This window comes from Methanoregula sp. (assembly GCF_049690535.1).
Lineage (GTDB): Archaea > Halobacteriota > Methanomicrobia > Methanomicrobiales > Methanospirillaceae > Methanoregula.
The window spans coordinates 119,921-140,555 of sequence record NZ_JBAVMX010000111.1 but is presented as its reverse complement, the minus strand read 5'-3'; the positions used below and the strand labels follow the sequence as shown (position 1 = coordinate 140,555).

Here is a 20,635-nt window from a genome sequence, read left to right as displayed (position 1 = left end):
CACGGGTAAAGATTGCCCGTGAAAATGACAGTCGATCATTTCGACCCGCTTCATTTGGGAAGCCGGATCTTCATCCTCTCCCGGATGGATTCTTCGATCCCATGCATCTTCATGATACCCTGCTCACCTTCATGGAAATAAAAAAGAAGGAGATGGAAGTAGTCCGCAGTCAGGTCAGAATACTCCTTCCTGTACCGCACTTCCACGCTTGAGTCACCGGAAAATCCCTTGACAGAGATGAAATGTTCCTGCTCAAAGGAAAAGTACGGGTGCTTCATGTGGGGATATTCCCTGACGGTCCCGAATAATCGGAGAAACGCGAGGAAGGCAGGCGTGAGCGGCTCGTCGAGCATATATTCTTTCATCAGGGAGCCATCGACACAGACCTTGTTCTGGACGGATTTAACGACCCGCACCTTCGGCCACCTCCCTCACTGCTTCTGCTGCCGTCCGGCACTCAGCGGGCGTTGTGAAGTGAGAGAAACTTACCCGCACGCAGCCTTTCCCGCCATCGATCCGATCGTGGACGAGAGGGGCGCAGTGGAGGCCGGTACGGGTGATAATGTTGTACGCTTTTGCAAGGATGTACCCGGCCTCGTCGTTGCCGAGTCCCCCGATGTTGAACGATATGACCGGGAGATCGGGAGCCGGGGTGTAGAGGGAGATCTCCGGGCTTTTTTTAAGTTCGCTTGTAAAGAGCACGGTAAGGCCCCTGCACTTATTGGTGATTGCGTCCTGTCCCCGATGTTCGATGAAACGGATGCCGGCAAGGAGCGAGGCAATGCCGGGATAGTTCGGGGTCCCGGCCTCGAACTTCTGCGGCATATCCTGCGGATGGGTAAGGGTGTGGGAATCCATGCCGGTCCCTCCCTGCCGGACCGAGGTGACAGCCTCTGGATCATCAAGGTAGAATCCCCCGATACCGGGGAGCCCGAAGAGCGCCTTGTGCCCGGTGAAGACAAACGCACCTGCAGGGATTTCTGAAAGATTGATTGGAATCTGTCCAACAGTCTGGGATCCATCAACGATGAGGAAGATTTCGTTTGATGCACAGTACTCCGCAACGGGCCGTACATTCTGCAGGGAGCCGAGCACATTGCTCCCATGCGTCATCACCACGAGCCGGGTCTCGGGCCGGATTGCCTTTTTGATCTCCTGAAGCGTGACATACCCGCCCTGGCACGGAACAATGGAAAGCGAGAGGCGCCCTTCCCCGGCAAGAGTATGCAGAGGGCGAAGCACGGAGTTGTGCTCCAGTTCTGTTGTGATCGCGTGGAACGGCGCTTTCTCTTTTTTCACAAACCCGTGGATGAGCAGGTTGAGGGAATCCGTTGCGCTCCCGGTGAAGATAAAATGGTTGGGCTCCTCTGCGTGGAGAAGACCGGCAATGGCATCCCGGGTTGCCGAGGGATAATCCATTGCTCCTCCGGCCGTCGACCGGCCGTGCTCGAAAAAGGGCGTCTGCAGGCACCGGGCAACTTCTGCAAGGACTTCCGGCGGTTTTGGCCAGCTCGTCGCCGCGTGGTTGAGGTAGATGAGCGGTGGTTCGCCCGCTTCCCTGTGCTCTGCCATTGTTAGAGGTTTGGTCATGGTCTGATTTGGTTCTTTTGACAAAAATCCGGGGGTCCGGATGAGCCAGAAAAAAGAGGCCGGACAGGTCGTGCTCAATTAAAATTCAATACGCTAATATGGGGTGAATGATAATAGGTTACATACCTGAGTGCAGGCAATACACGAGGTTATCACAATGGACAAGTATGTGTGCATGATGTGCGGTCATATCTATGACCCGGCTGTCGGAGAGACCAAGGCGTTCAACAACACGATTCTGGTAAACACGGACAGACTTGAAGAGTACGAGGGGAAGGTCATGGCAAAAGAGCCGATCAAGGCCGGCACGGCGTTTGCCGATCTTCCTGCTGACTGGAAGTGCCCCTCCTGCGGCCACCCCAAGTCCTACTTCCGCAAGATGGAACCTGATACTCTCCGCGCCATGCGGACGATCAGTTACTGATCACATCAGGTTCGTTCACTATTTTTTTTTAAAATCCGTTTCTTATCATCAGCGTCCGCTCCGCCGCATGAAGGATAATCACCGGACTACCCGGGAAACGGATCCGGACGTACGGGATCGTTCTCTCGTTTCCGGCGTTTTTCGTTTATCCGTGTTTCAGGACCGGCTGACTAAGGGAACCTGCCCCTCAATGGCCTGCCGGTAGAGCCGTTCAGGAAAGGTTGCGTGAAAGATCGAGGCGTAGAGCGGGTAAGGTACCGGTGCATGGAAATTAGTGGTCTTGTCCGCAAATACGATTGCCATTGTCCGCGTTTTAACATCGTATCCGATCTCGCGGATCCGGTTGGATACGTGCCTGTCCCAGACCATGTTCATACTGTTCTCCCGGGCACCCGGATGGGAGCCTTACGCGGCAATGTGCCGGAGAAGGAGATAAGGATTGTGCCTGAAAAGCGGCCCGGTGAATATGTACAGGATCAAAAAAAGGGAGTGACTCTCACCAGAAACCTAAAAAAAAATCTGACGATGAGTCCCAAAAGAACTCACCCGGTTCCTCGCGTTACGTACGCTTCAGGGCTGGCCCGCTTACCAGGGGAATCTTCCCTTCAACCATCCCTTTGTAAAGCCGCTCAGGGAAGGTTGCGTGGGCAAGCATGTTATAGAGCGAATACGATACCGGTGCATAATACCTGAGGGTCGTATCCGAAGAGACGACTGCCATTTTTTCTGCAGCGATATCATATCCGATCTCTCGAATCTGATTGGATAGGTGCCTACTCCAGACCATTGTCATAGTTTACTCTCCTAGGCACAAATGAGAGTGCCACTTGTGACAATGGGGCAGTGAAGGGGATAAGACCTGCGGGTACTGACTTCCCGCTCCCAATCGGGTTCTTCTTCCGAAAGGTTCCGATCCACAACGACTGGACATGATCCGCGGTGTCACTGCACTATCGAATTGATCTCTTTCTTGAACTTCTCAAAATCAAGTTCTTCCAACTGTTCCGGAAGGAGCGACCCGGTCGAGGCCTGCCGGTAAATCCAGTAGACGATCTTGTCCACGACCCGGATCACGTCCTCCGGCAATTTCACATCGACAAGGTGCCGGCCGATTAACGGGTGCCGGCCACGGTGACCTCCCACGGTGATGCGGTACTCCGGTGGGGCGCCCTGGATAATGTGGAACGGACAGGGAAGGATGCAAAACCCGCACTCCATGCATTTGGCAGTGGTAACGACAACGAGACCATCCTGAACATCGATCGCTTTCTCCCGGCAGTAGTAAGTGCAGGTACCACAGCCGGTACAGAGCCCGGGATCCCGGATCGGCTTCTGGATGCCGGTGATCCCGATCTCGTTGAGCCGCTCGCTCTCGCAGCCGTTCGGGCAGGCTGATATTGCAATCCGCACTTTCACGGGCAATTCCTTCCCGAAGAATTTCTTATCGATCTCTTCTGCAAGACCCACGCTGTCGATGATGCCAAACTTGCAGTGCCGGTTCCCGAGGCAAGAGGTCACATTCACGATTTCTTCCCGTTCGGCACCGAGCGGCGTGCCATTTGCCTCAAGATCATCGACCAGCTCCTCGAGTATTGAAGGGTCGACGTGCGGGAGCTCCATGGTCTGTCGCGTGGTGAGGTGGAGGCTCTCGATCCCGTGCCGGGCTGCGATCTCCCCCAGCCCTTTCATCTGGGCGGGCGTGATCATGCCGGCCGGCATGCGGAGCCGCACGATACAGAAATCGGGGTCGCGTTCTGTGATGATCCCGCCTCTAGTATAGAGGTCCTGGTTGACCGATTGGCTTCGGCGTGGCATAGTACTGTTGATGTGTTAGTCGTACGAGTGGATAGACATTGTCAATGTACTAACGATTATACTATACGATTACCAAGTATTGTACATCTATGCCAAAGCAGTCCGAATACATGGAGGCATTCTTCGGGGTGGAGCTCAACACCAAATTCGAGGATATGATCAGTGAGCTCAAAGATGCCGAGGAGAATCTCAAGGAACTCTCCACAGAGATCGGGACTCTGACCCAGAGCCTCGCTCCGGAAGAGTTCAAGGAACTTATCAAGGAATGCCGGGCGATTTCCTACGAGAATGCCCAGCAGATCAAGGATGTCCGGACCTTCCTTGATTTTTACCTCAAATCCGACAAGACCTCTACCCATATCATTCTCGAGCGGGATGCCTACATGAAGATATACCAAATCTTCAAGTGGGACGGAGCGGACGTGCGGGACTTAAAACGCTGGATAAAAGAGCTCAAGGAGATCTGCGAAAAAATCGGTCTCAATCCCCGCGACCTGATCAATTTCAAGAAGCTCACCGCCCAGCCGGTACCGGATGAGCTTGCGAAGTTCCCGGTGTATGCCCTCGACAAGCAGGGCTATTGCCTCACCGGCCCGGCATTTGATATTGTGATGCATATCGATGAAGTCCGCGAGAAGATGGAAGAGAACAACTCGTGATAATTTTTTTAATCTCCCCTTCCCTTCAGTACCCGCCAGCCCGGTCCTCGCAGAAGAATCTCCATTCCGGAACATAACAAACCTCTTCTTCTGACACATCGCGAACAAAACTCATAATAATCAGGTTCGTATAACGTTAAGTGAGAGACACGCAATGACCTCACATTTTTTTCTTTTTGGAGGGGCCATCACGCAGGAGCGGCTATCCTGGGTCGAGGGATGCCTGAAATTTTTCTTTGTCAACCTCAACCCCGAGAACCTCCTGCACCATACCCGGGACAGCGGGGAAGGGATTTTTGTTTTTCTCCTGACCGGGGATGCTCTCTACAGCCTTCATGAACCCGAGACCCTGCGGATCTGGGAGATCATCCTTTCTCTGCCGTCCGTCAGGATCATCTGTGACCGGGAGGAACTTGAACGCCGGGGCATTTCGATCGAAGGCCTGAAGATGAAACACTACGATCAGGTGATCGATCACAACCGCCTCGGGGTCAGCGGCCAGCAGTCATTCTGGAACGATGTGGCACAGATCGCACGGCAGCACGAACAGCCGATGCCGAGCACGATCGGGTATCTCCAGCTCGAATCGCCGTACATGCACCGGTCAGCAGTCTCTGCGGTACGGTGCCTTGCCGCAGCCCTCGATGTCCACGCGTCAGTCGACCTGTACGCCTATCTTGACGGCGTCCACGTGAGCCACAGTGGCCAGAACCCGACGGAATCCGAGAATATCGGCAGCGGGCTTGAGGCTATCAGCGAAAAAGCAGCAAAACGCGGGCTGCAATGCCAGATGATCGCCTGTTCGAAGTACGCCGCATCACGGGGGTACAGCACGTGGGATGACGGCAAAGGGCAGGTGGTCTCGGCCTGCACGATCAGGCCGTTTCGGATCCGCAGTCTCACGGAGATGATCCACCGGTTCCGTCGCAACCATGTCATCCTCGGGGAAAATGTTGCATCCATTCACATGAAAAAGGATACATCTCCCTCGTTCTCATCAGAAGAGACGGGTCTTTTTCCGCCTCTGACAATTCTCATCACCAGTACCCCGTACGGCACCGAAAATGCACTTGGCGCGATCTCGCTTGGCGTCGCCGCTGCTGCACAGGGTATCGTGACCCGGGTGATCTTTATCGAGGACGGAGTTTACGGCCTTTCCGGCAGTCACCAGTTGGAGAAGGGGACGCCCTCGTTCAACCTTCAGGAGATAATAAATCTCGTCGCCGGCAGCGATAACCTCCAGTTCTTTGCATTCCAGCCCTCGCTGCACCTGCGTGAGGTAACAAAGAACCCGAAACTGAATGCCGTGCTTGACATCGGCATGCCGGAACTGGGGAACCTGCTCTTTTCATCCCCGAAAGGAGGGCAGGCAGGCCACCAGCGGGTACTGTTCTTTTGAACCGGGGTCATGCAGGGCCGTTCCCACGAGTGTTACCGGTCACGAGCGGCTGCGCGGTGTTTTTTGGTTGTCGGGGTGCAGCGCTGATGGTGTCGGTGTATAAAAAGATCTAAACAGGAATTACTTCCGTTTTGCCATCTCAATGAATGCCTCGATCCGGGTCCTGATCTGGCCCGTGTCTCCCGGTGAGTAATCGGTCTCGATCTGGAGGAAGGGCACGTTCCCGTGACTGGCAAGGTAGTCCCTGAGCACGCGGGACTCGACGTTGTAGGTATGGCAGCCGATCCACGTGATGTCAACAACACCGTCCGCATGGTACTCCTTCGCGAGTTTTGCCAAAAGTTCGAGCCTGTCGGTGTTCGGGCTCATGCAGGAGCAGGGGGTCTTGAGATACTTGTCGGCGATCGCTTCGAGCGGTGAGCCGGTGGTTGCGACATCGCAAAGGAACTGCTTCATGCCGGAGCAGTTCTCGACGTAAATAATTGCAGCGCCGGACTCCTCGATGATCTTTAAAACCTTCTCTGCACCAATACCCGTGGGGACGCCGGTGACGATGATCCTTCTCGCAGTCTTCGGGAACGCACCCTCGCCCTTTTCCTTCATTTCCTTAAGTTCGGTAATCAGGTCCCTGAGCTGCTGGTTGAAGGCAGGTCGATCGAACATGAAGTTGCGGGCCCACATCACCTTGAGCAGGTCCATCCCGGAGAGCGGGGCCGGGATTGCCATGTTCATGGAGGCCAGTTCCCGCATCAGGGCCCGCTGTTCGTTGAGCTCCGTAATTGCTGCTTTCATCTTCGCATCGGTAATGGTAACGCCAATGCGTTTCTCGATCTCCTTTTTACACCGGGCCACTTCCGAGCGCCAGTACTGCTTCTGAGTTTCCCCCTTTGCACTCTGCGGGAGTTCGAGAACAACGGTCGGCTTGAATGTCTCCATGAGCTCAAACATCTTCTTCTTGCCGTCGCAGGTGGTCTCTCCGATAATAAACTCGGAGTTGTTAAAGAACGCACACTTCCCGGTTATTGCAAACCCGTAGGAGGACTTGATGAGCGGGCAGAAGTTCCGGGGCAGGTACTTCTCGCCATCTGCGATGGGTTCCTCCCGGGTGGAACAGAGGGTCACCGGCACCGCATCTGCGGCAACGATGAGTTCCTGTGGTGCAAACACGCAATAGATCCCGACAAACTTTTTCCCCTGTTCGCGTATGCTCCTGATCGCTGCTGATGCATCCGGGACTACCGCATCAAAAAAGGTCATTGTTTCTGCTCGCATAAGGGATCCTTCCGTTAATGTTGGTCTGACGGTGCCGGGCAGTCTGCTCTCGCAGGGTCATCCCGTTCCCGCAGGATGATCTTTGCGGTCTCTTCTGCAACTTCACCGGTGAAAGCAACACATTGCTGCATATGTTCGGGTGATTTCAGGACCATGCCGCGGATCAGGGAGCGGCAGCAGAGACAGCCATGCTGACGGGCAAAGAAGTTGTGCAGTTCCCGGGAGAGGCAGAGACACCGGTCAATCCGGGGATCCTTTGGCTGGTCCCTGCCAAAGACCATCCCGATGGCCATTACGCCTCCGGTCACCGCACCGCAGGAGCAGCCGGCACCGCCCATCCCGATAGGAAAGCCGGAAGCGAGCCGCACGACCTCTTCCGGGTAGCCGAGCCCGAACTCGTCGTTGATGGACTTTACGATAGCTTCGGAACAGTAGAACTGGCCGGAGCGATAGTACTCCTCTGCGATCTTCCGGACCCGTGACGGATCCGGCCCTGATCCTCTTCCCTGATAAGCATGACTCCGGTGATGGGGGGCATGGAGCTCCATAGTACTACACAACCCTGGTATGATCCTAAATATCTTCTGATGCAGAGAGCGCAGCCCCGATCGCACCGACAATCTGGGGATCGGGTGGTACAAAAACAGGTACGCCCATCTCGCTTTCGAGAAGGGCCCGTGCGCAGCCGTTCAAGGCAACACCTCCGGCAAAAAATATTTTCCCCGTTGGTGCAACCCGTTTTAAAAGGCCAGCGGACCGGCTCACGATGGCTTTGTGAATCCCAAGGGCCACTTCGTTGCGGTCCGCACCCTGGGAGATGAGGGATACGACCTCGGATTCTGCAAATACGGTACACATATTGTTGATCTTTTCCGCCCTCTTTGCCGAAAGCGCTGCGGCAGAAAATTCTTCCAGCGTAAAACCGAGAGCGGTCGCCATGACCTCAAGGAAACGGCCGGTCCCCGCAGCACACCGGTCGTTCATCTCGAATTTACACAAATTGCCTTTGTCGTCCAGCGAAATGGCCTTGGTGTCCTGTCCGCCGATATCAAGGACGGATCCGCAGTCGTCTGAAAAAAAGCGGGCGCCCAGAACAAAGGCGGTGATCTCGCTTACCACCGGGCAGGCAAGGTGCCCTTTGATAAGGTGCCGCCCGTACCCGGTTGCGGTGATGCGATCAAACGCCACACCGGCCATGAGCTCCCGTGCAGTCCCCAGCGGATCGTGGGAGGTAACTGACTTGCGGGAAAAAACGAGTTTGCCATTTTCGAGCACGGCAAACTTGATTGTACGCGATCCGATATCGATTCCTGCGTATATCATGTTCTCTTCAGGCGTTCGTTAAATGCCTCGATACGTGTCTTGAGCTGCCCGGCGTCTTCCTGGCTGTAATCAGTCTCAAGGCGCAGGGTAGGGATGTGCGATTTCTCCAGTTCCTTTTCTACAGGTCCGCTCTCGATGATATATGGCTGGCAGAACTGAAGGCTGTAGTGGATGACCCCATCTGCATGGAGTTTTTCGGTCATCTCCTTTAAATAGTTCATCCTTGAGGGGTTCGGGGTAAATACTGCACAGTCGACATTGAAATACCGGTCGGTAATAGCATCGAGCAGTTCTTCCACGGTGTTGCCCTTTATTTCGGTCAGCCACCGGGTGCCGCGTTCGCCCACGCAGGATTCCTCGCCCACGATAACGGCATTGCTTGTCTCAATGAGCAGCGGCAGCTTCCAGTTCGGGACAGCCATTGGGCACCCCGAGACAATGACACGTGTTGTCCCCTTGGGGAAGACACCCTTGTGATTCTTCACGCGTTCTTCGAGCTCGTCACAGAGCTTGTTGACCGAGTCGGTAAACCGGACAGGATCATCGTGGAAGAAGACCTGGTTAATGAGGAGGGCGTCAAGTCCCGATATCGGTGCAGGGTCTGCGGCCCGGATCGCGGCGAGCCGGATCATCGCCCTGCGCTTTGCATTGACGATCTCAATTCCTTTCTTGAGGGACTGGACGGTTACCTTCTTCCCGCTCTCCTTTTCGAGTTTTGCAATAAACTTGCGGTATTCCTCTTTGAGTAACTGCCTTCCCATCTCACTCTTTGTTTGCGGGAGATCCATGACATAGAGATCCTTTACGAGTGGCCGGAAGATCTCATACGCCTTCTTCTTGCCGTCGCAGGTATTCTCCCCGACGATGACATCGCACGACTCCACGTAGGGGCAGAGCTTCCCAAGTTTGAACCCGAACATGGACTTGATAAGCGAGCATGTGTTCCGCGGAAGGAGTGCCTCAGCCGCTTCAAAGCCCAATTCCGCACCGGCGCACAACCCGACTGCCACACCGTCCACGGCAAGGACGAGTTCTTCGGGAACAAAGACGCAGTACGAGCCGATAACAGTGCGGCCCTGCGCTTTTGCATCCACAATCTCCTTGATGCGCAGCCCGTGGACTTCGCTCATCACAAAATCAAAGTACTTCATTCCCTCGGGGCGGTCTTTCTGGGAAAGGAAAATATCGGTGTAGGCTTTCCCGAGACCTGCGAGCAGTGCGTTATGGCCGTCCACATCAAGACCGAGTGACGTCCACATCTCCGTGTAATCTGTCATTGTTGTACAACCTGCCTTGTCGATGATTTCAGATTTTTTTGACTTCTGCCTTCAATGCGATGGCATGCTGGATGGTGAACATGCCCATGCAGTGCGTCAGGGAATATTCCTTGAGATCCTTGAGCTGGGCTTCGGTTACATCGCCCTTAACGTCCATAAAGACGCGGAATGCATTCACGAGAGGATTTTTGCCGAGATCGAACTGGGCGGTATAATCGAGATCGGCCTCGACCCGAGTCTTCACGCTGGTAAGCTTGATGTTTCTTAACGAGGCCTCGGTGACAAGGGTGCTTGAGAAACAGGCGGCAAACCAGAAGAGGCCAAATGCCATCGGGCCGGGACGGCTTGCAGGCCCGGTAAAGTTCGGGTGGCTGGCTTCCATCGTGTAAGTGCCATCCTTTACCTTGACCACCGACTGGAACTGCGGGCCGCCTTCTTGGAAAAGCCAGTCGCCTTCGATCTTCGCGGTGAACTTTGCATTCACCGGTGTCTTCTGGATCTCCTTTTTGTACTCAATCATCTGCTTGGTGTCGATGTTATTGATGCTCATTAGTTAACCTCTCAATTTTATTTGGAGTGTGTGTTAATAAAATTTATTAATCCTGCAGGATTTATTGTGCAATGATTTTTACCTGCCTCGGAATCATGGTGGTTTTTGTTGTGCCGGAAGAGAGCACCTGCGATCTCTTTTGGAGCCGGAATCTCCTTGCCCGAAACACCCCCTCCCCCTCTCAGGTGATGGTAATGGAGAGAACTGTTGTGGCCCTCATGGTTCATCCTGACAGACCGAAACAGTAAACACCCCCCACCCCTATCGTACAATAATGGCAGACGAAAAGTACAAGATAGTCGTTTTTGGTGCATTCGGGGCGGGGAAATCCACGCTGATCCAGACGCTCGACCCGCAGGCAAAGCACATCGAGGCCGAGTGTTCGGGTGGCACCACGACCATCGCTCTCGATTACGGCCGGGTGCAGCTCGGCGAAAAAAGAGTCTACCTGTACGGAACCCCCGGGCAGGAGCGTTTCGAGTTTGCCCGGGAGATCATCGGGAAAGGCATGGACGGGGCAATCCTGCTCGTGGATGCAACATCCCCCGTCGATGAGTTCGTGGAGCACCTCTATACTTCGATTGGTGCCGAGAAGATCCCGTTTGTTGTCTTCCTCAACAAGTGCGACACGGTCGGTGCAAAACCCGACGAGGCAAAAGGGCATTTCCCCGGTGCCGGGTGTGCGGCCGTCTCATCAAAGGACCACAAACAGGCACGTATTGCTGTCGAAAATTTCATCGGCACGCTCCGTCCCCACGTCACTGGCAACCCGTCGGCATAAAAGGTGAGATCCCCCGGCACTCTCATCGGCGCCGCTTTTTTTGACTTGGGGCGGTCCGGCGGTCGCTGCTATCCCCCTTTGTATAGGGTACGAATTTTACGCCCTGCATCCGGATCCCGGAGACAATCGCCTGCCCTGCTGCATGTGCCCCTTCTGTTGTCACCGCTATCACGTCGACCGCGTCCGCAAGCGGCCCGGCCCGCACCTTGGGTGCAAGGATCTCCTGCACCTGGAAGATCCCGGCCGAACTGGACATGTGGATCACAAGGCCGATGGGCTTTTCGCTCCCTTTTTTGATCTCAACTTTTTCGATAGCAAGCGCTGAGACCGAGTGGATCGTGATGCTTCCCGATTCAAACGCGACCCGGCCCCGGCCCTTGGTCATATCGGTCGAATCCGCGATGCAGACAAGAGCCGCTTCGATGGTGATCGGCCGCGGCACCCCATGATGGGTGTACATGGCAGAGAGGATAAACGACCGGATCGCGGTGCGTTGTGCCGGATCTTTATAGATCTGCGGCAGGAGCCGGTCGAGGATGGGCATCACGAGCACTAAACCGAGGTCCGCGTGGTCCTCGCGGTGCACCATGTTCCCGAGATCGTGGCAGAGCATCGCGGTCAGCACCACGAGCGCCGCGTCGTCCCGGTCTCCGAATTTGCCGGTGATGATGTCGGGCACGAACGGCGAATCGTCCAGCAGGTCAAGCATGGTGAGCGCTGATGCGGTGGCGACCGTGACATGGGTTCTGCCATGGTCGTTCATCCCCAGTTTCGTCGCAGCGACATAGTTTGCCATCCGCCAGCTGGCCTGCACTTCGGGATCCCCGGTCAGGAGTTCCCACATTTTTTTTGCCCGGGGCCGGCGGGCGAGGTGGTGCCTGATGATCCCCGTGGAATGTTCTTCGAGATCAGGATCTTCTTTGACGGGTATTTTTTTCATGCTCGCTTCCTTCGTGTATACTCTCTCCGGCCCGGCACATAGGTGTTGCTTTGGGACCCCTCCGGGTAGAGAATTGCCCACACGGGTAATCAAAAAGGGGAAACCAGTACCCACTCATTTATATTCCCCGTCAGTCAATTACCGAATAGGAGCCGGGGCACTGGATGTATCACGTACTCTATGTCGATGATGAACCAAACCTCCTCGACGTTGCAAAAGTTTTCCTGGAGGCCACCGGAGAATTTTCTATCGATACAAAACTATCTGCACAAGAGGGGCTTGACGCCCTGCGGGACCGTGTGTACGATGCCGTTGTGTCAGATTTCCAGATGCCGGGGATGGACGGCATCGGATTTCTCAAAGTTGTCCGGGCCGGGTTTGGCAGCATCCCTTTCATCCTTTTTACCGGCCGGGGCCGTGAAGAAGTAGTCATTGATGCCATTAACAACGGCACGGACTTTTATATCCAGAAAGGGGGTGATCCAAGGGCGCAGTTTGCCGAGCTCGCCCACAAGATCCGGCAGGCAGTGGCTCGGCGTACTGCTGAACGTTCCCGTATCGAATCGGAGAAAAGACTCTCTGATATTATCAACTTCCTTCCCGATGCTACGTTTGCTATCGACAAGGCCGGAACTGTCATCGCGTGGAACCATGCCCTTGAGGAGATGACCGGTATTGCGGCGTCCGACATGATGGGAAAGGGAAACTACGAGTATGCAGTTCCGTTTTACGGGGATCCAAGATCGATGCTGATCGACCGGGTCTTCTCGCCACCCGGGGATCTGAGCACCGGATATTCCCATATTGTCCGGGACGGTACGATGCTTGCTGCCGAGACGGTGCTCCCCCACCTGCGGGGAGAACCGCGGACACTCTGGGGAAAAGCGAGCCCGCTCTACGACCAGAACGGGCAGATCTCCGGCTCGATCGAGTCCATCCGGGACATCACCGAGAGGAAAAAAGCAGAAGAGATTGTGGCGGAACAGTACAGGCTCCTCGCAGAGAGCGAGTTTCGGTTAAAGCGGGCGGAAGTGGTGGCCCATGTCGGCCACTGGGAATACCACCTTGACGCCGGAATAATGACGGCCTCAGAGAATGCCGCTGCCATTTATGGTGTAAAAGAGATCGAGATGCCGATTATCGCGGTCCAGAAGATCCCCCTGCCGGAGTACCGGCGGGCAATGGACGATGCGCTCTACGCCCTCATCAGGAGTGGCGAGCCCTATGATCTGGACTTCAGGATACGGCAGCCCTCCGACGGGACACTGCGGGATATCCATTCCATCGCCACGTATGACTCGAAAAAGCGGGTGGTCTTTGGCATCATTCACGATATTACCGAACGCAAGCAGACCGAGATCGAGCTTGAGGCAGCAAATGAACAGCTCACTGCCGCCGAAGAGGAACTGCGGGGGCAGTACGACTCCCTCGCCGCCAACCAGAAAGAGCTCGCCGCATCAGAGGAAAAATACCGGGCCATCCTTGAAAATATACAGGATGTCTTTTACCGCACGGACACGCACGGGACCCTCGTGATGATCAGCCCCTCTGGGGCAGGGCTTCTCGGATACGCGGATGCAGGCGAGATGATTGGCAGGCTGGCCACAGAGTATTATGCGGATCCGGCACAGCGGGAAGATCTCCTTGCTGCATTGAAAAAAGGTGGCGCTGTCTTTAACCGGGAGACCCTGCTGAAACGAAAGGACGGGGCACTCATTACGGTCTCTACAAGCAGCCATGCCTATTACGATGCCAACGGGAACTATGCCGGGGTTGAGGGCATATTCCGGGATATCACGGAGTCCAAGAATACAGAAGGAGAACTCCAGGCTGCGTATGAACAGATCACCGCTGCCGAAGAGGAACTGCGGGGGCAGTATAACGAGCTTGCCCGAAGCGAACGCCAGCTCCGGGAGAATGAAGAAAATTTCCAGGGAATGGTTGAATCCGCACCCGATGCCCTCTATATTTCCGTCGCTGAGCATTTTGTCTATGTCAACCCGGCCATGGTCCGGCTTATGGGAGCCACATCGGCAGACCAGCTGCTCGGGACATCGCTCTTTGACCGGATTGACCCGAAGTACCATGCAGAGGTATATGAACGGGCCCGGATTGTGGTAAAAGAGCACAAACCGGTCGGTCTCGAAGAGATTGTATACCTGATGATGGACGGTACACCGGTTCCGGTTGAATCTACGGTCGCTCTCATCTGGTACAACAACAAGCCCGGCGGCCTTGTTATCCTCCGCGATATCACGAAACGCAGGGAGGCAGAAGAAGCGCTCAAGGAAAGCGAGAAACGGTACCGGGATCTCTTCGAGATCAACAATACCGTTATGTTCATTGTTGACCCGGAGACCGGCAGGCTTGTGGATGCAAATGCCGCTGCCAGTCGTTACTATGGGTACAGCAGGGAAGAATTTGCCGGGCTCAATATCACGGAGATCAACATCCAGGATCCTGACGTTACTCTAAAGGATATGGCTCATGCGAGGGTGGATGAGGGAGCGGTGTTCCAGTTCCGGCACCGGAAAAAAAGCGGGGAGATCCGGGACGTCGAAGTCTTCAGCGCCCCCATCACGCAGGAGGGCCACCGGTACCTTCATTCAATCATCCAGGACGTGACCGAACGGCGGCGGGCACAGGAGGCACTTAAAGCGAGCGAGCAGAAGTTCCGCGATATCTTTAATAATTCCACCGATGCGATCTATCTCCACGAAATTCTCAAAAATGGCACTCCTGGCAGGTTCACCGATGTCAACGATGTCGCCTGCCGGATGCTTGGGTATACCAAAGAAGAACTGCTGGAAAAATCCCCGCTTGATATCGCCCCGGAATACCACAATCCTCCGCTGGAAAAGATCTTTGAAGACCAGCGGACGCGGGGAATGGTGAGCTTCGAAACAGGCCACATGACAAAGGATGGTACCATTATACCGGTGGAAGTCAACACCCATGTCGTCACCATCCAGGGAAAAAACGTAATCCTTGCCGTTGTCCGGGATGTAAGAGCACGAAAAAAGGCGGAGGAAGCGATCAGGCTCGTCAATAAGAAGTTAAATCTCCTTTCGGGCATCACCCGCCATGATATCAAAAACCAGCTCACGGCGCTGCTTCAGTATATTGACCTCTCAAAGATGACCGTGCAGGACCCGGATCTGAAAAAAATCATCGATAAGGAAGAGGTTGTGGCACACAATATTCAGCGCCAGATAGAGTTCACTAAGGAATATGAGGACCTGGGGGTGAGCACCCCGTCCTGGCAGAACGTAAAGAAGTGTATCGATCTTGGCATCAAGGGATTGGATCTTTCCGGCACAGAGCTGAACGTTACTGGTCTTCCTGACAACATCGAAATTATTGCCGACCCCCTGCTCCAGAAAGTGTTTTTCAACCTTGTTGACAATGCCCTGCGGTATGGCGGGAAGGCAATGAAGACCATCCGGCTCTCGTCCCACAAATCTGGAAACGGGCTTGTTATCGTTTGCGAAGACGATGGAGCCGGGATCCCGGTGCACGAAAAAGTGCTCATCTTCGAACGGGGGTACGGGAAGAATACCGGCTTTGGCTTGTTTTTGATCCGGGAGATTCTTGCTACCACGGGCATTACGATTAAAGAGACGGGTGAAACGGGCAAAGGCGCACGGTTTGAGATGGTTGTGCCAGATGGGGGGTACCGGCTTACCTGAGGTGCTGGTTTCTACCGGACACCTGCAAATGAACTTTCAACCGGTCAACGAGCCGGTGATAAAACCCACAAAAAAAGAATACTACCGGATCTTTTCCCCGGATCACTTACTCTACGACTGCGTGGAGGATCGTGACATTCTCTTTTGGACGGTCATCCCTGTCGGTTTTTGTCTTCCCGATCTTGTCCACGACATCCATGCCTCCCACGACCTTCCCGAAGACCGGGTGTTTGTCGTCGAGGAAGTTGTTGTTGACAAGGTTGATGAAGAACTGCGAACCCCCGGTGTTCGGGCCGGCGTTTGCCATCGAGAGGGTGCCCCGGTCATTTTTATTGTGGGCCGTAAACTCGTCCTTGATCACGTACCCCGGGCCGCCCCTGCCGGTACCGGTCGGGTCGCCACCCTGGAGCATGAACCCCGCGATCACGCGGTGGAAGATGACGCCGTCATAGTATCCTTTCTTTGCGAGCGTTTCAAAGTTGCCTGCGGTGATCGGCATGTCGGGATCGAGAGCGATCGTTATGTTGCCCATGTTCGTTTCGAGCCGTACCCGTTTTCCGGGTTCCTGTGCTGGTGTCATGGTTACAAGGGAAGTATTGCATGTGAAAGATATTCTTTGTTGTGCGAAAAGAGGGGAAGGGCTCCCGGTGCGGGAATTTCCCGTCCGGCCCACAATGCCCTGCGGCAAAAATACTGCTCCGCGTCCGGCAGGTGTCTTTTCACACCATCTCTGCGTGCAGGATCGTCACGTTCGTGAGCGGCCGGTTGTTTTCATCGGTGGTGACGTTCCCGATTGCATCCACCACAGCCATTCCGTCGGTCACGGTCCCAAAGACCGGGTACCCTGTATCGAGGCGGGTGTTATCCACGAGGTTGATGAAGAACTGCGAGCTCCCCGAGTCCGGGACTCCCTTGTTTGCCATTGCGACCGAGCCCCTGATATTGTGGTTGTGGGCCGTGAATTCATCGGGGATGGTGTAGCCGGGCCCGCCTCTGCCGGTGCCGGTCGGGTCGCCTGCCTGGATCATGAACCCGGCGATCACGCGGTGGAAGGTGACGCCATTATAGAACCCGCTTTTGGTTAGATTTTCGAAGTTGCCTGCGGTGATTGGCATATCTGGGTCGAGCGCGATCGTGATATTGCCCATCGTCGTTTCGAGCCGTACTTTGTCCCAAGATGCAAGGGTTGCAGCCTGTGTTGTTACCGGAGAACCGGCGCCCGGTGTCGTCACGGTCGCCGATGGGGAAGCAGACGTCCCGGCTGTCTGTGTGCACCCGACAGAGAAGATCAGGGCACACGCAAGAACGGCGAGGATCAATAATGGCGGTTTCAGTTTCATGCCGTACCCGGTCTGCCCGGCGCGAAAAAAAAGGTTATGTAAAAAAAAAGATCCGATCAGGGGATCTTCGGCGCATCCTCAGGTTTGCGGCCAAAGACGTAGAGCGCACCGAGCACGATGATGATGGAAACCACGCCGGTCACGATGATCCATGTACCCTGTGAGGTCGAGGTCACGTAATCGCCTGCTGCCACATCGATGCCGAGAACCGCAACGGTGTTGCCATTCGAGTCATTAAGGGAGTCATCGATCGGGGCGTAAGCGGACATGAACGAACCCCATGAATCGGAGTACGGCTGGGGTGATACTGTCGGGCCCGAGAGGGCGGCGAAGATCTGCATCTTGTCCGGCGAGGTATCTGCCTGGCCGATCCGTGCGGAACCTGATGGGTCCACCGGGTACAGGTCATCGACGAGGAACGTTGCCGACTTATCGGTCGTGTTCACCGTGATGATGTACGCGTTGATGATGTGGTCGTTCATACTGCGCATCGTGCGGAGTTTCTGTGCGATGGCAAGGTACTGCATCGAGTTTTCATCGCCGGGTATGAGCCCTTGGATCTCGCTTGCATTGATCTGCGTTGCCATGACGCCGGCTGTCGATTTAAGGCCGAACTGTGCGGTACTTTTGAGTGCTGCATCCGAGCTGGTGTACGCAAGCGCTGTGAGCCCGGCAATAATGATGACTGCAACAAGGGCAGTTACCCAGAGTTTTGTTGAATGTGAATATGCCTGTGCCATATCAGGATCGCCTCCTCATATACCCTTCAATCAGAAGGGCAGCTGCGAGTACTCCGACGACAAGCACCGGCGTTGGGGCCGGGGAACTGGTCGATGTCGGTGTGGGAGCCACGGTGAGCGTGACTGCAAGCGGTGCGGTCTGCCCTGAAGTTACGGTCGTCGTCGTGGTATAATCAAGGTAGCCATCAGAGGAGAGGCGGACCACGTGATCGCCCGGTACAAGATCTGTCACGGTGAGCGGGGTGTTCCCCCGGGGCAGATCGTCAACATAGACCGCCGCATTTGTGGGAGACGAGGCGATCGCAAGGCCACCTGTCGGCGGGACAGGCGTTGGGCTGGAGCCCTTTGGTGTCAGGGACGCCGAGATCGAGGTTACGGTGTTTGCTTCGATGTAGACAGTGTTCATCCAGTCATTGTACCCGGATGCGGTCACCTTGAAGAGGTGGTTGCCCGATGTGATGCCGGTCTGCCTGAAGTTCCCTGCAGAGTTCGTGGTACCCACTACTGCGCTGTCCATGTACACTGTTGCTCCCGGCACTGACGTAAGGGTGAACGACCCGAAGATCGCAGTCGAGAGCGTGACTGGCAGGTTCTGGGACTGGCCGGCCGCGACCCCGACGTATGTTGTGTAATCGTTGTAGCCCGCGAGGCTGATTGCGATCTTGTGACTGCCCGGGTACAGGGAAAGGGTCAGGGGGGTCTTCCCGTAATACGTTCCATCGACGCTCACCGAAGCATAATTCGGGTTCGATGTCACATAGACCGTGCCGGTCTGCCGGGGCTGGGGTGACAGGATGAGGACCGGGTAATAGGTCGCTGTCTGCCCGGCATACACGTTAATGATCGCTGTATCCGGGGTGTACCCGCTCAGGGTGGCTTTCATCGAGTAGGTGCCCGGGTACAGATCCGGGATACTCAATGGAGCATACCCTTGGAAGTTCCCGTTCAGGTAGATGGCTGCGCCGTTCGGGTTTGACTGGGTATAGATCGACCCGGTCGTTACCGGCGGGATGGTTGTCGGGATAGTGGTCAGCGGGTTGATGGTCGCGTAAACTGCGACATGCTCGTTTGCCGACGGCATGTGGGAGAGTCCGCCCGCCCATTGCGTGTAGCCGGATTTTGAAACGGTTATTGTTTGTATCGGGGTGCCCATACTCGCAACTGCCACCGACAGGATGCCCCCGGTGATCGTGCCTTTGGCGTTACCGTCAAAATATACGGTGGCGCCGTCGACATTCCCGTATACGTCGATCCAGCCTTTTTCGCTCCCCACCGGGCTAACCGTGATGGTCACTTCAGTCGTTGGCTCTGTGATCGGTTCTGTCAGGGTCGGTGCCGTGGTATCCGTGGTGGTGTCGATGATAACCGGGCCCGGTTCCAGCGGAATGGTGCCGGACGCACCGGCACCCGCCGCAAGAGGGGCAACGACGATCATACAGAGCGTCAGTACCAGCACAAATATAAGGAGTTTCTTTATCACACTATCTCTTCCTGTAATAGTAGTTCTGGCAGATGATGCATAAATAAAAGAGGGATTTAATGAGCATCTCTGAAAATACGGCGCAAAATACGGGTTGGCCGTGTTTCCTGCACAGGGCTGCTGTTATATCCGGGAAAGCCCGTTTATAACCCCGGCAAGCCGGTGCATGCCCTCATTGATCTGGTCCTCGCCGGCATTGGAGAAGTTGAGACGGATCGTATCTTCGCCGCCGCCATCGACAAAAAACGGCATCCCGGGAAGCACCGCGACCTTGTGTCCGATCCCTTCGCGGAAAACCTGCATTGCAGAAAGTCCTACGGGGAGCGTTGCGGTAAGGAACATGCCTCCCTCGGGTGTCGTGTGGGAAAGCCGGGGCATCAGGTCGTCGAAGAGGTCGCACATGAGCCGGCACTGCCTGCTGTAGACGGAAACGATCTTTTTTATATGGGTATCGAGGTCGTTTGTCTGGAGGTACCGGGCAAGGATCTGCTGGCAGAGGAAGTTTGAGTGCAGGTCGGCAGCCTGTTTTGCGGTGTTGAACGCACTCAGGATCTCCGTTGGGGCATACATCCACCCGATCCGCATGCCCGGGGCGGTGATCTTTGAGAAAGACCCGGAGATGACCGACTGGCCGGGGAGGTAATGTTTTACCGGGAGCCGGGGCTTCCCGTCAAAGAAGAGTTCCCCGAACGCGTCGTCCTCGTAAAAGACTGTATCCGTGCCGTCAAGGCACTCTGCGATCTCCTCTCTCCGGTCCTGTGAGTACGTGCAGCCCGAAGGGTTCTGGGAGTTGGGGATGCCGTAGAAGAATTTTACCGGTGTCTCCTTTGTCATCTTTGTAAAAGCCACGGGGTCCGGCCCGTCAGGGTCGAGAGGCACTGCCTCAAAGACCGGCTCGTAGAGTGAGAACGCTTCTATCGCCCCGAGGTATCCCGGCCGTTCCATGCCCACCCGGTCGCCGGGGTTCAAGAAGATCTTCGCGAAGAGATCGAGGCACTGCTGCGATCCGTTCACGATCTGGATCTCGTCAGCAGTCGCGGGGATGCCGAGCCGCCGCCGGTACCGCTCCGCGATGTACTCCCGCAGCGGGAGGTAGCCATCAGTTGTCGAATACTGCAGGGCTGACCGGGGATCTGCAGTAAAAACGTCCCGTGCGGCAGCTGCAATGCCATCCGTATCGATCAGCCCGGACGATGGGAGCCCACCGGCAAACGAGATGATCGAGGGATCGGCAGAGACCCTGAAAAGTTCCCCGAGAAACGAGGCCGGGGCATGCTGGATCCTCCGGGCAAAGGTAAAGGCCATGGTACTTCCTTGCGCACAAAAGCGCGGCTGGATGGTACAGTGTTAGCCGCT

The 20,635-nt window shown here is 55.4% G+C and carries 21 protein-coding genes; 5 read left to right on the top strand and 16 right to left on the bottom strand.

Annotated elements, in window-relative coordinates; translation table 11 throughout:
• Positions 1–50: 50 nt before the first annotated feature.
• Positions 51–416, bottom strand: coding sequence for a hypothetical protein (locus WCE46_RS08935; protein WP_424733349.1), 366 nt, complete (start codon positions 414–416; stop codon positions 51–53).
• On the bottom strand, positions 403–1,590 hold the full coding sequence (locus WCE46_RS08930; RefSeq protein ID WP_424733348.1) for an aminotransferase class V-fold PLP-dependent enzyme: 1,188 nt from the start codon (positions 1,588–1,590) through the stop codon (positions 403–405). The genes WCE46_RS08935 and WCE46_RS08930 overlap by 14 nt, the downstream gene beginning before the upstream one ends.
• A 157-nt stretch (positions 1,591–1,747) precedes the next feature.
• Between WCE46_RS08930 and WCE46_RS08925 the strand changes: the two genes are divergently transcribed.
• The gene (locus tag WCE46_RS08925) at positions 1,748–2,014 is read left to right on the top strand and encodes a rubredoxin (RefSeq protein ID WP_424733347.1); all 267 of its coding nucleotides are present in this window, start codon (positions 1,748–1,750) and stop codon (positions 2,012–2,014) included.
• A 156-nt stretch (positions 2,015–2,170) separates the two neighbouring features.
• Here the strand turns inward: WCE46_RS08925 and WCE46_RS08920 are convergent, their stop codons facing one another.
• The 3 genes from WCE46_RS08920 to WCE46_RS08910 form a co-directional block, all read right to left on the bottom strand.
• Positions 2,171–2,389 carry a KTSC domain-containing protein gene (locus WCE46_RS08920; protein WP_424733346.1) on the bottom strand — a complete coding sequence of 73 codons (219 nt, stop codon included), beginning with the start codon at positions 2,387–2,389 and terminating at the stop codon, positions 2,171–2,173.
• A 184-nt stretch (positions 2,390–2,573) separates the two neighbouring features.
• Positions 2,574–2,735, bottom strand: a complete 162-nt coding sequence (locus WCE46_RS08915) for a hypothetical protein (RefSeq protein ID WP_424733345.1) — start codon at positions 2,733–2,735, stop codon at positions 2,574–2,576.
• A 221-nt stretch (positions 2,736–2,956) separates the two neighbouring features.
• Positions 2,957–3,829, bottom strand: coding sequence for a 4Fe-4S dicluster domain-containing protein (locus WCE46_RS08910; protein WP_424733344.1), 873 nt, complete (start codon positions 3,827–3,829; stop codon positions 2,957–2,959).
• An 89-nt stretch (positions 3,830–3,918) separates the two neighbouring features.
• Here WCE46_RS08910 and WCE46_RS08905 point away from each other — a divergent pair, with 89 nt between their 5' ends.
• Positions 3,919–4,488, top strand: coding sequence for a hypothetical protein (locus tag WCE46_RS08905; RefSeq protein WP_424733343.1), 570 nt, complete (start codon positions 3,919–3,921; stop codon positions 4,486–4,488).
• A gap of 154 nt (positions 4,489–4,642) precedes the next feature.
• Entirely contained in the window at positions 4,643–5,887 is a 1,245-nt protein-coding gene (locus WCE46_RS08900; RefSeq protein ID WP_424733342.1) for a DsrE family protein, read from the top strand.
• Positions 5,888–6,007: 120 nt separating this feature from the next.
• Here WCE46_RS08900 and WCE46_RS08895 read toward each other — a convergent pair whose 3' ends face one another.
• Genes WCE46_RS08895 through WCE46_RS08875 form a run of 5 tightly spaced genes read right to left on the bottom strand, consistent with a single transcriptional unit; the run spans position 6,008 to position 10,309 of the window.
• Positions 6,008–7,159, bottom strand: a complete 1,152-nt coding sequence (locus WCE46_RS08895) for a double-cubane-cluster-containing anaerobic reductase (RefSeq protein ID WP_424733341.1) — start codon at positions 7,157–7,159, stop codon at positions 6,008–6,010.
• A 14-nt stretch (positions 7,160–7,173) separates the two neighbouring features.
• Entirely contained in the window at positions 7,174–7,707 is a 534-nt protein-coding gene (locus tag WCE46_RS08890; RefSeq protein ID WP_424733340.1) for a C-GCAxxG-C-C family protein, read from the bottom strand.
• 25 nt (positions 7,708–7,732) lie between these two features.
• A complete protein-coding gene (locus WCE46_RS08885; protein WP_424733339.1) occupies positions 7,733–8,482 on the bottom strand; it encodes an acyl-CoA dehydratase activase in 750 nt (249 codons plus the stop codon).
• Complete coding sequence (locus WCE46_RS08880) at positions 8,479–9,759, bottom strand: double-cubane-cluster-containing anaerobic reductase (protein WP_424733338.1); 1,281 nt, start codon at positions 9,757–9,759, stop codon at positions 8,479–8,481. The genes WCE46_RS08885 and WCE46_RS08880 overlap by 4 nt, the downstream gene beginning before the upstream one ends.
• A 28-nt stretch (positions 9,760–9,787) precedes the next feature.
• Positions 9,788–10,309: an OsmC family protein gene (locus tag WCE46_RS08875; RefSeq protein ID WP_424733337.1), complete on the bottom strand. Its 522-nt coding sequence runs from the start codon at positions 10,307–10,309 to the stop codon at positions 9,788–9,790.
• Between the two features lie 274 nt (positions 10,310–10,583).
• Between WCE46_RS08875 and WCE46_RS08870 the strand changes: the two genes are divergently transcribed.
• Positions 10,584–11,090, top strand: coding sequence for a GTP-binding protein (locus WCE46_RS08870; RefSeq protein WP_424733336.1), 507 nt, complete (start codon positions 10,584–10,586; stop codon positions 11,088–11,090).
• 22 nt (positions 11,091–11,112) lie between these two features.
• On the opposite strand, the gene WCE46_RS08865 is transcribed toward WCE46_RS08870, so the two are convergent.
• Positions 11,113–12,030, bottom strand: coding sequence for an HD domain-containing protein (locus WCE46_RS08865; protein ID WP_424733335.1), 918 nt, complete (start codon positions 12,028–12,030; stop codon positions 11,113–11,115).
• 164 nt (positions 12,031–12,194) lie between these two features.
• Here WCE46_RS08865 and WCE46_RS08860 point away from each other — a divergent pair, with 164 nt between their 5' ends.
• Positions 12,195–15,719 (top strand): PAS domain S-box protein, encoded by a 3,525-nt coding sequence (locus tag WCE46_RS08860; RefSeq protein WP_424733334.1) that lies wholly within the window; start codon positions 12,195–12,197, stop codon positions 15,717–15,719.
• A 106-nt stretch (positions 15,720–15,825) separates the two neighbouring features.
• Here WCE46_RS08860 and WCE46_RS08855 read toward each other — a convergent pair whose 3' ends face one another.
• The 5 genes from WCE46_RS08855 to WCE46_RS08835 all read right to left on the bottom strand — a co-directional run bounded on the left by WCE46_RS08855 (position 15,826) and on the right by WCE46_RS08835 (position 20,584).
• The gene (locus WCE46_RS08855; protein WP_424733333.1) at positions 15,826–16,299 is read right to left on the bottom strand and encodes a peptidylprolyl isomerase; all 474 of its coding nucleotides are present in this window, start codon (positions 16,297–16,299) and stop codon (positions 15,826–15,828) included.
• 139 nt (positions 16,300–16,438) lie between these two features.
• Positions 16,439–17,059, bottom strand: coding sequence for a peptidylprolyl isomerase (locus tag WCE46_RS08850; protein WP_424733332.1), 621 nt, complete (start codon positions 17,057–17,059; stop codon positions 16,439–16,441).
• 56 nt (positions 17,060–17,115) lie between these two features.
• The gene (locus WCE46_RS08845) at positions 17,116–17,799 is read right to left on the bottom strand and encodes a hypothetical protein (protein ID WP_424733331.1); all 684 of its coding nucleotides are present in this window, start codon (positions 17,797–17,799) and stop codon (positions 17,116–17,118) included.
• Position 17,800: 1 nt separating this feature from the next.
• The gene (locus WCE46_RS08840) at positions 17,801–19,279 is read right to left on the bottom strand and encodes a PEGA domain-containing protein (RefSeq protein ID WP_424733330.1); all 1,479 of its coding nucleotides are present in this window, start codon (positions 19,277–19,279) and stop codon (positions 17,801–17,803) included.
• 123 nt (positions 19,280–19,402) lie between these two features.
• Positions 19,403–20,584, bottom strand: coding sequence for a PLP-dependent aminotransferase family protein (locus tag WCE46_RS08835; RefSeq protein WP_424733329.1), 1,182 nt, complete (start codon positions 20,582–20,584; stop codon positions 19,403–19,405).
• Between the last annotated feature and the right edge of the window lie 51 nt (positions 20,585–20,635).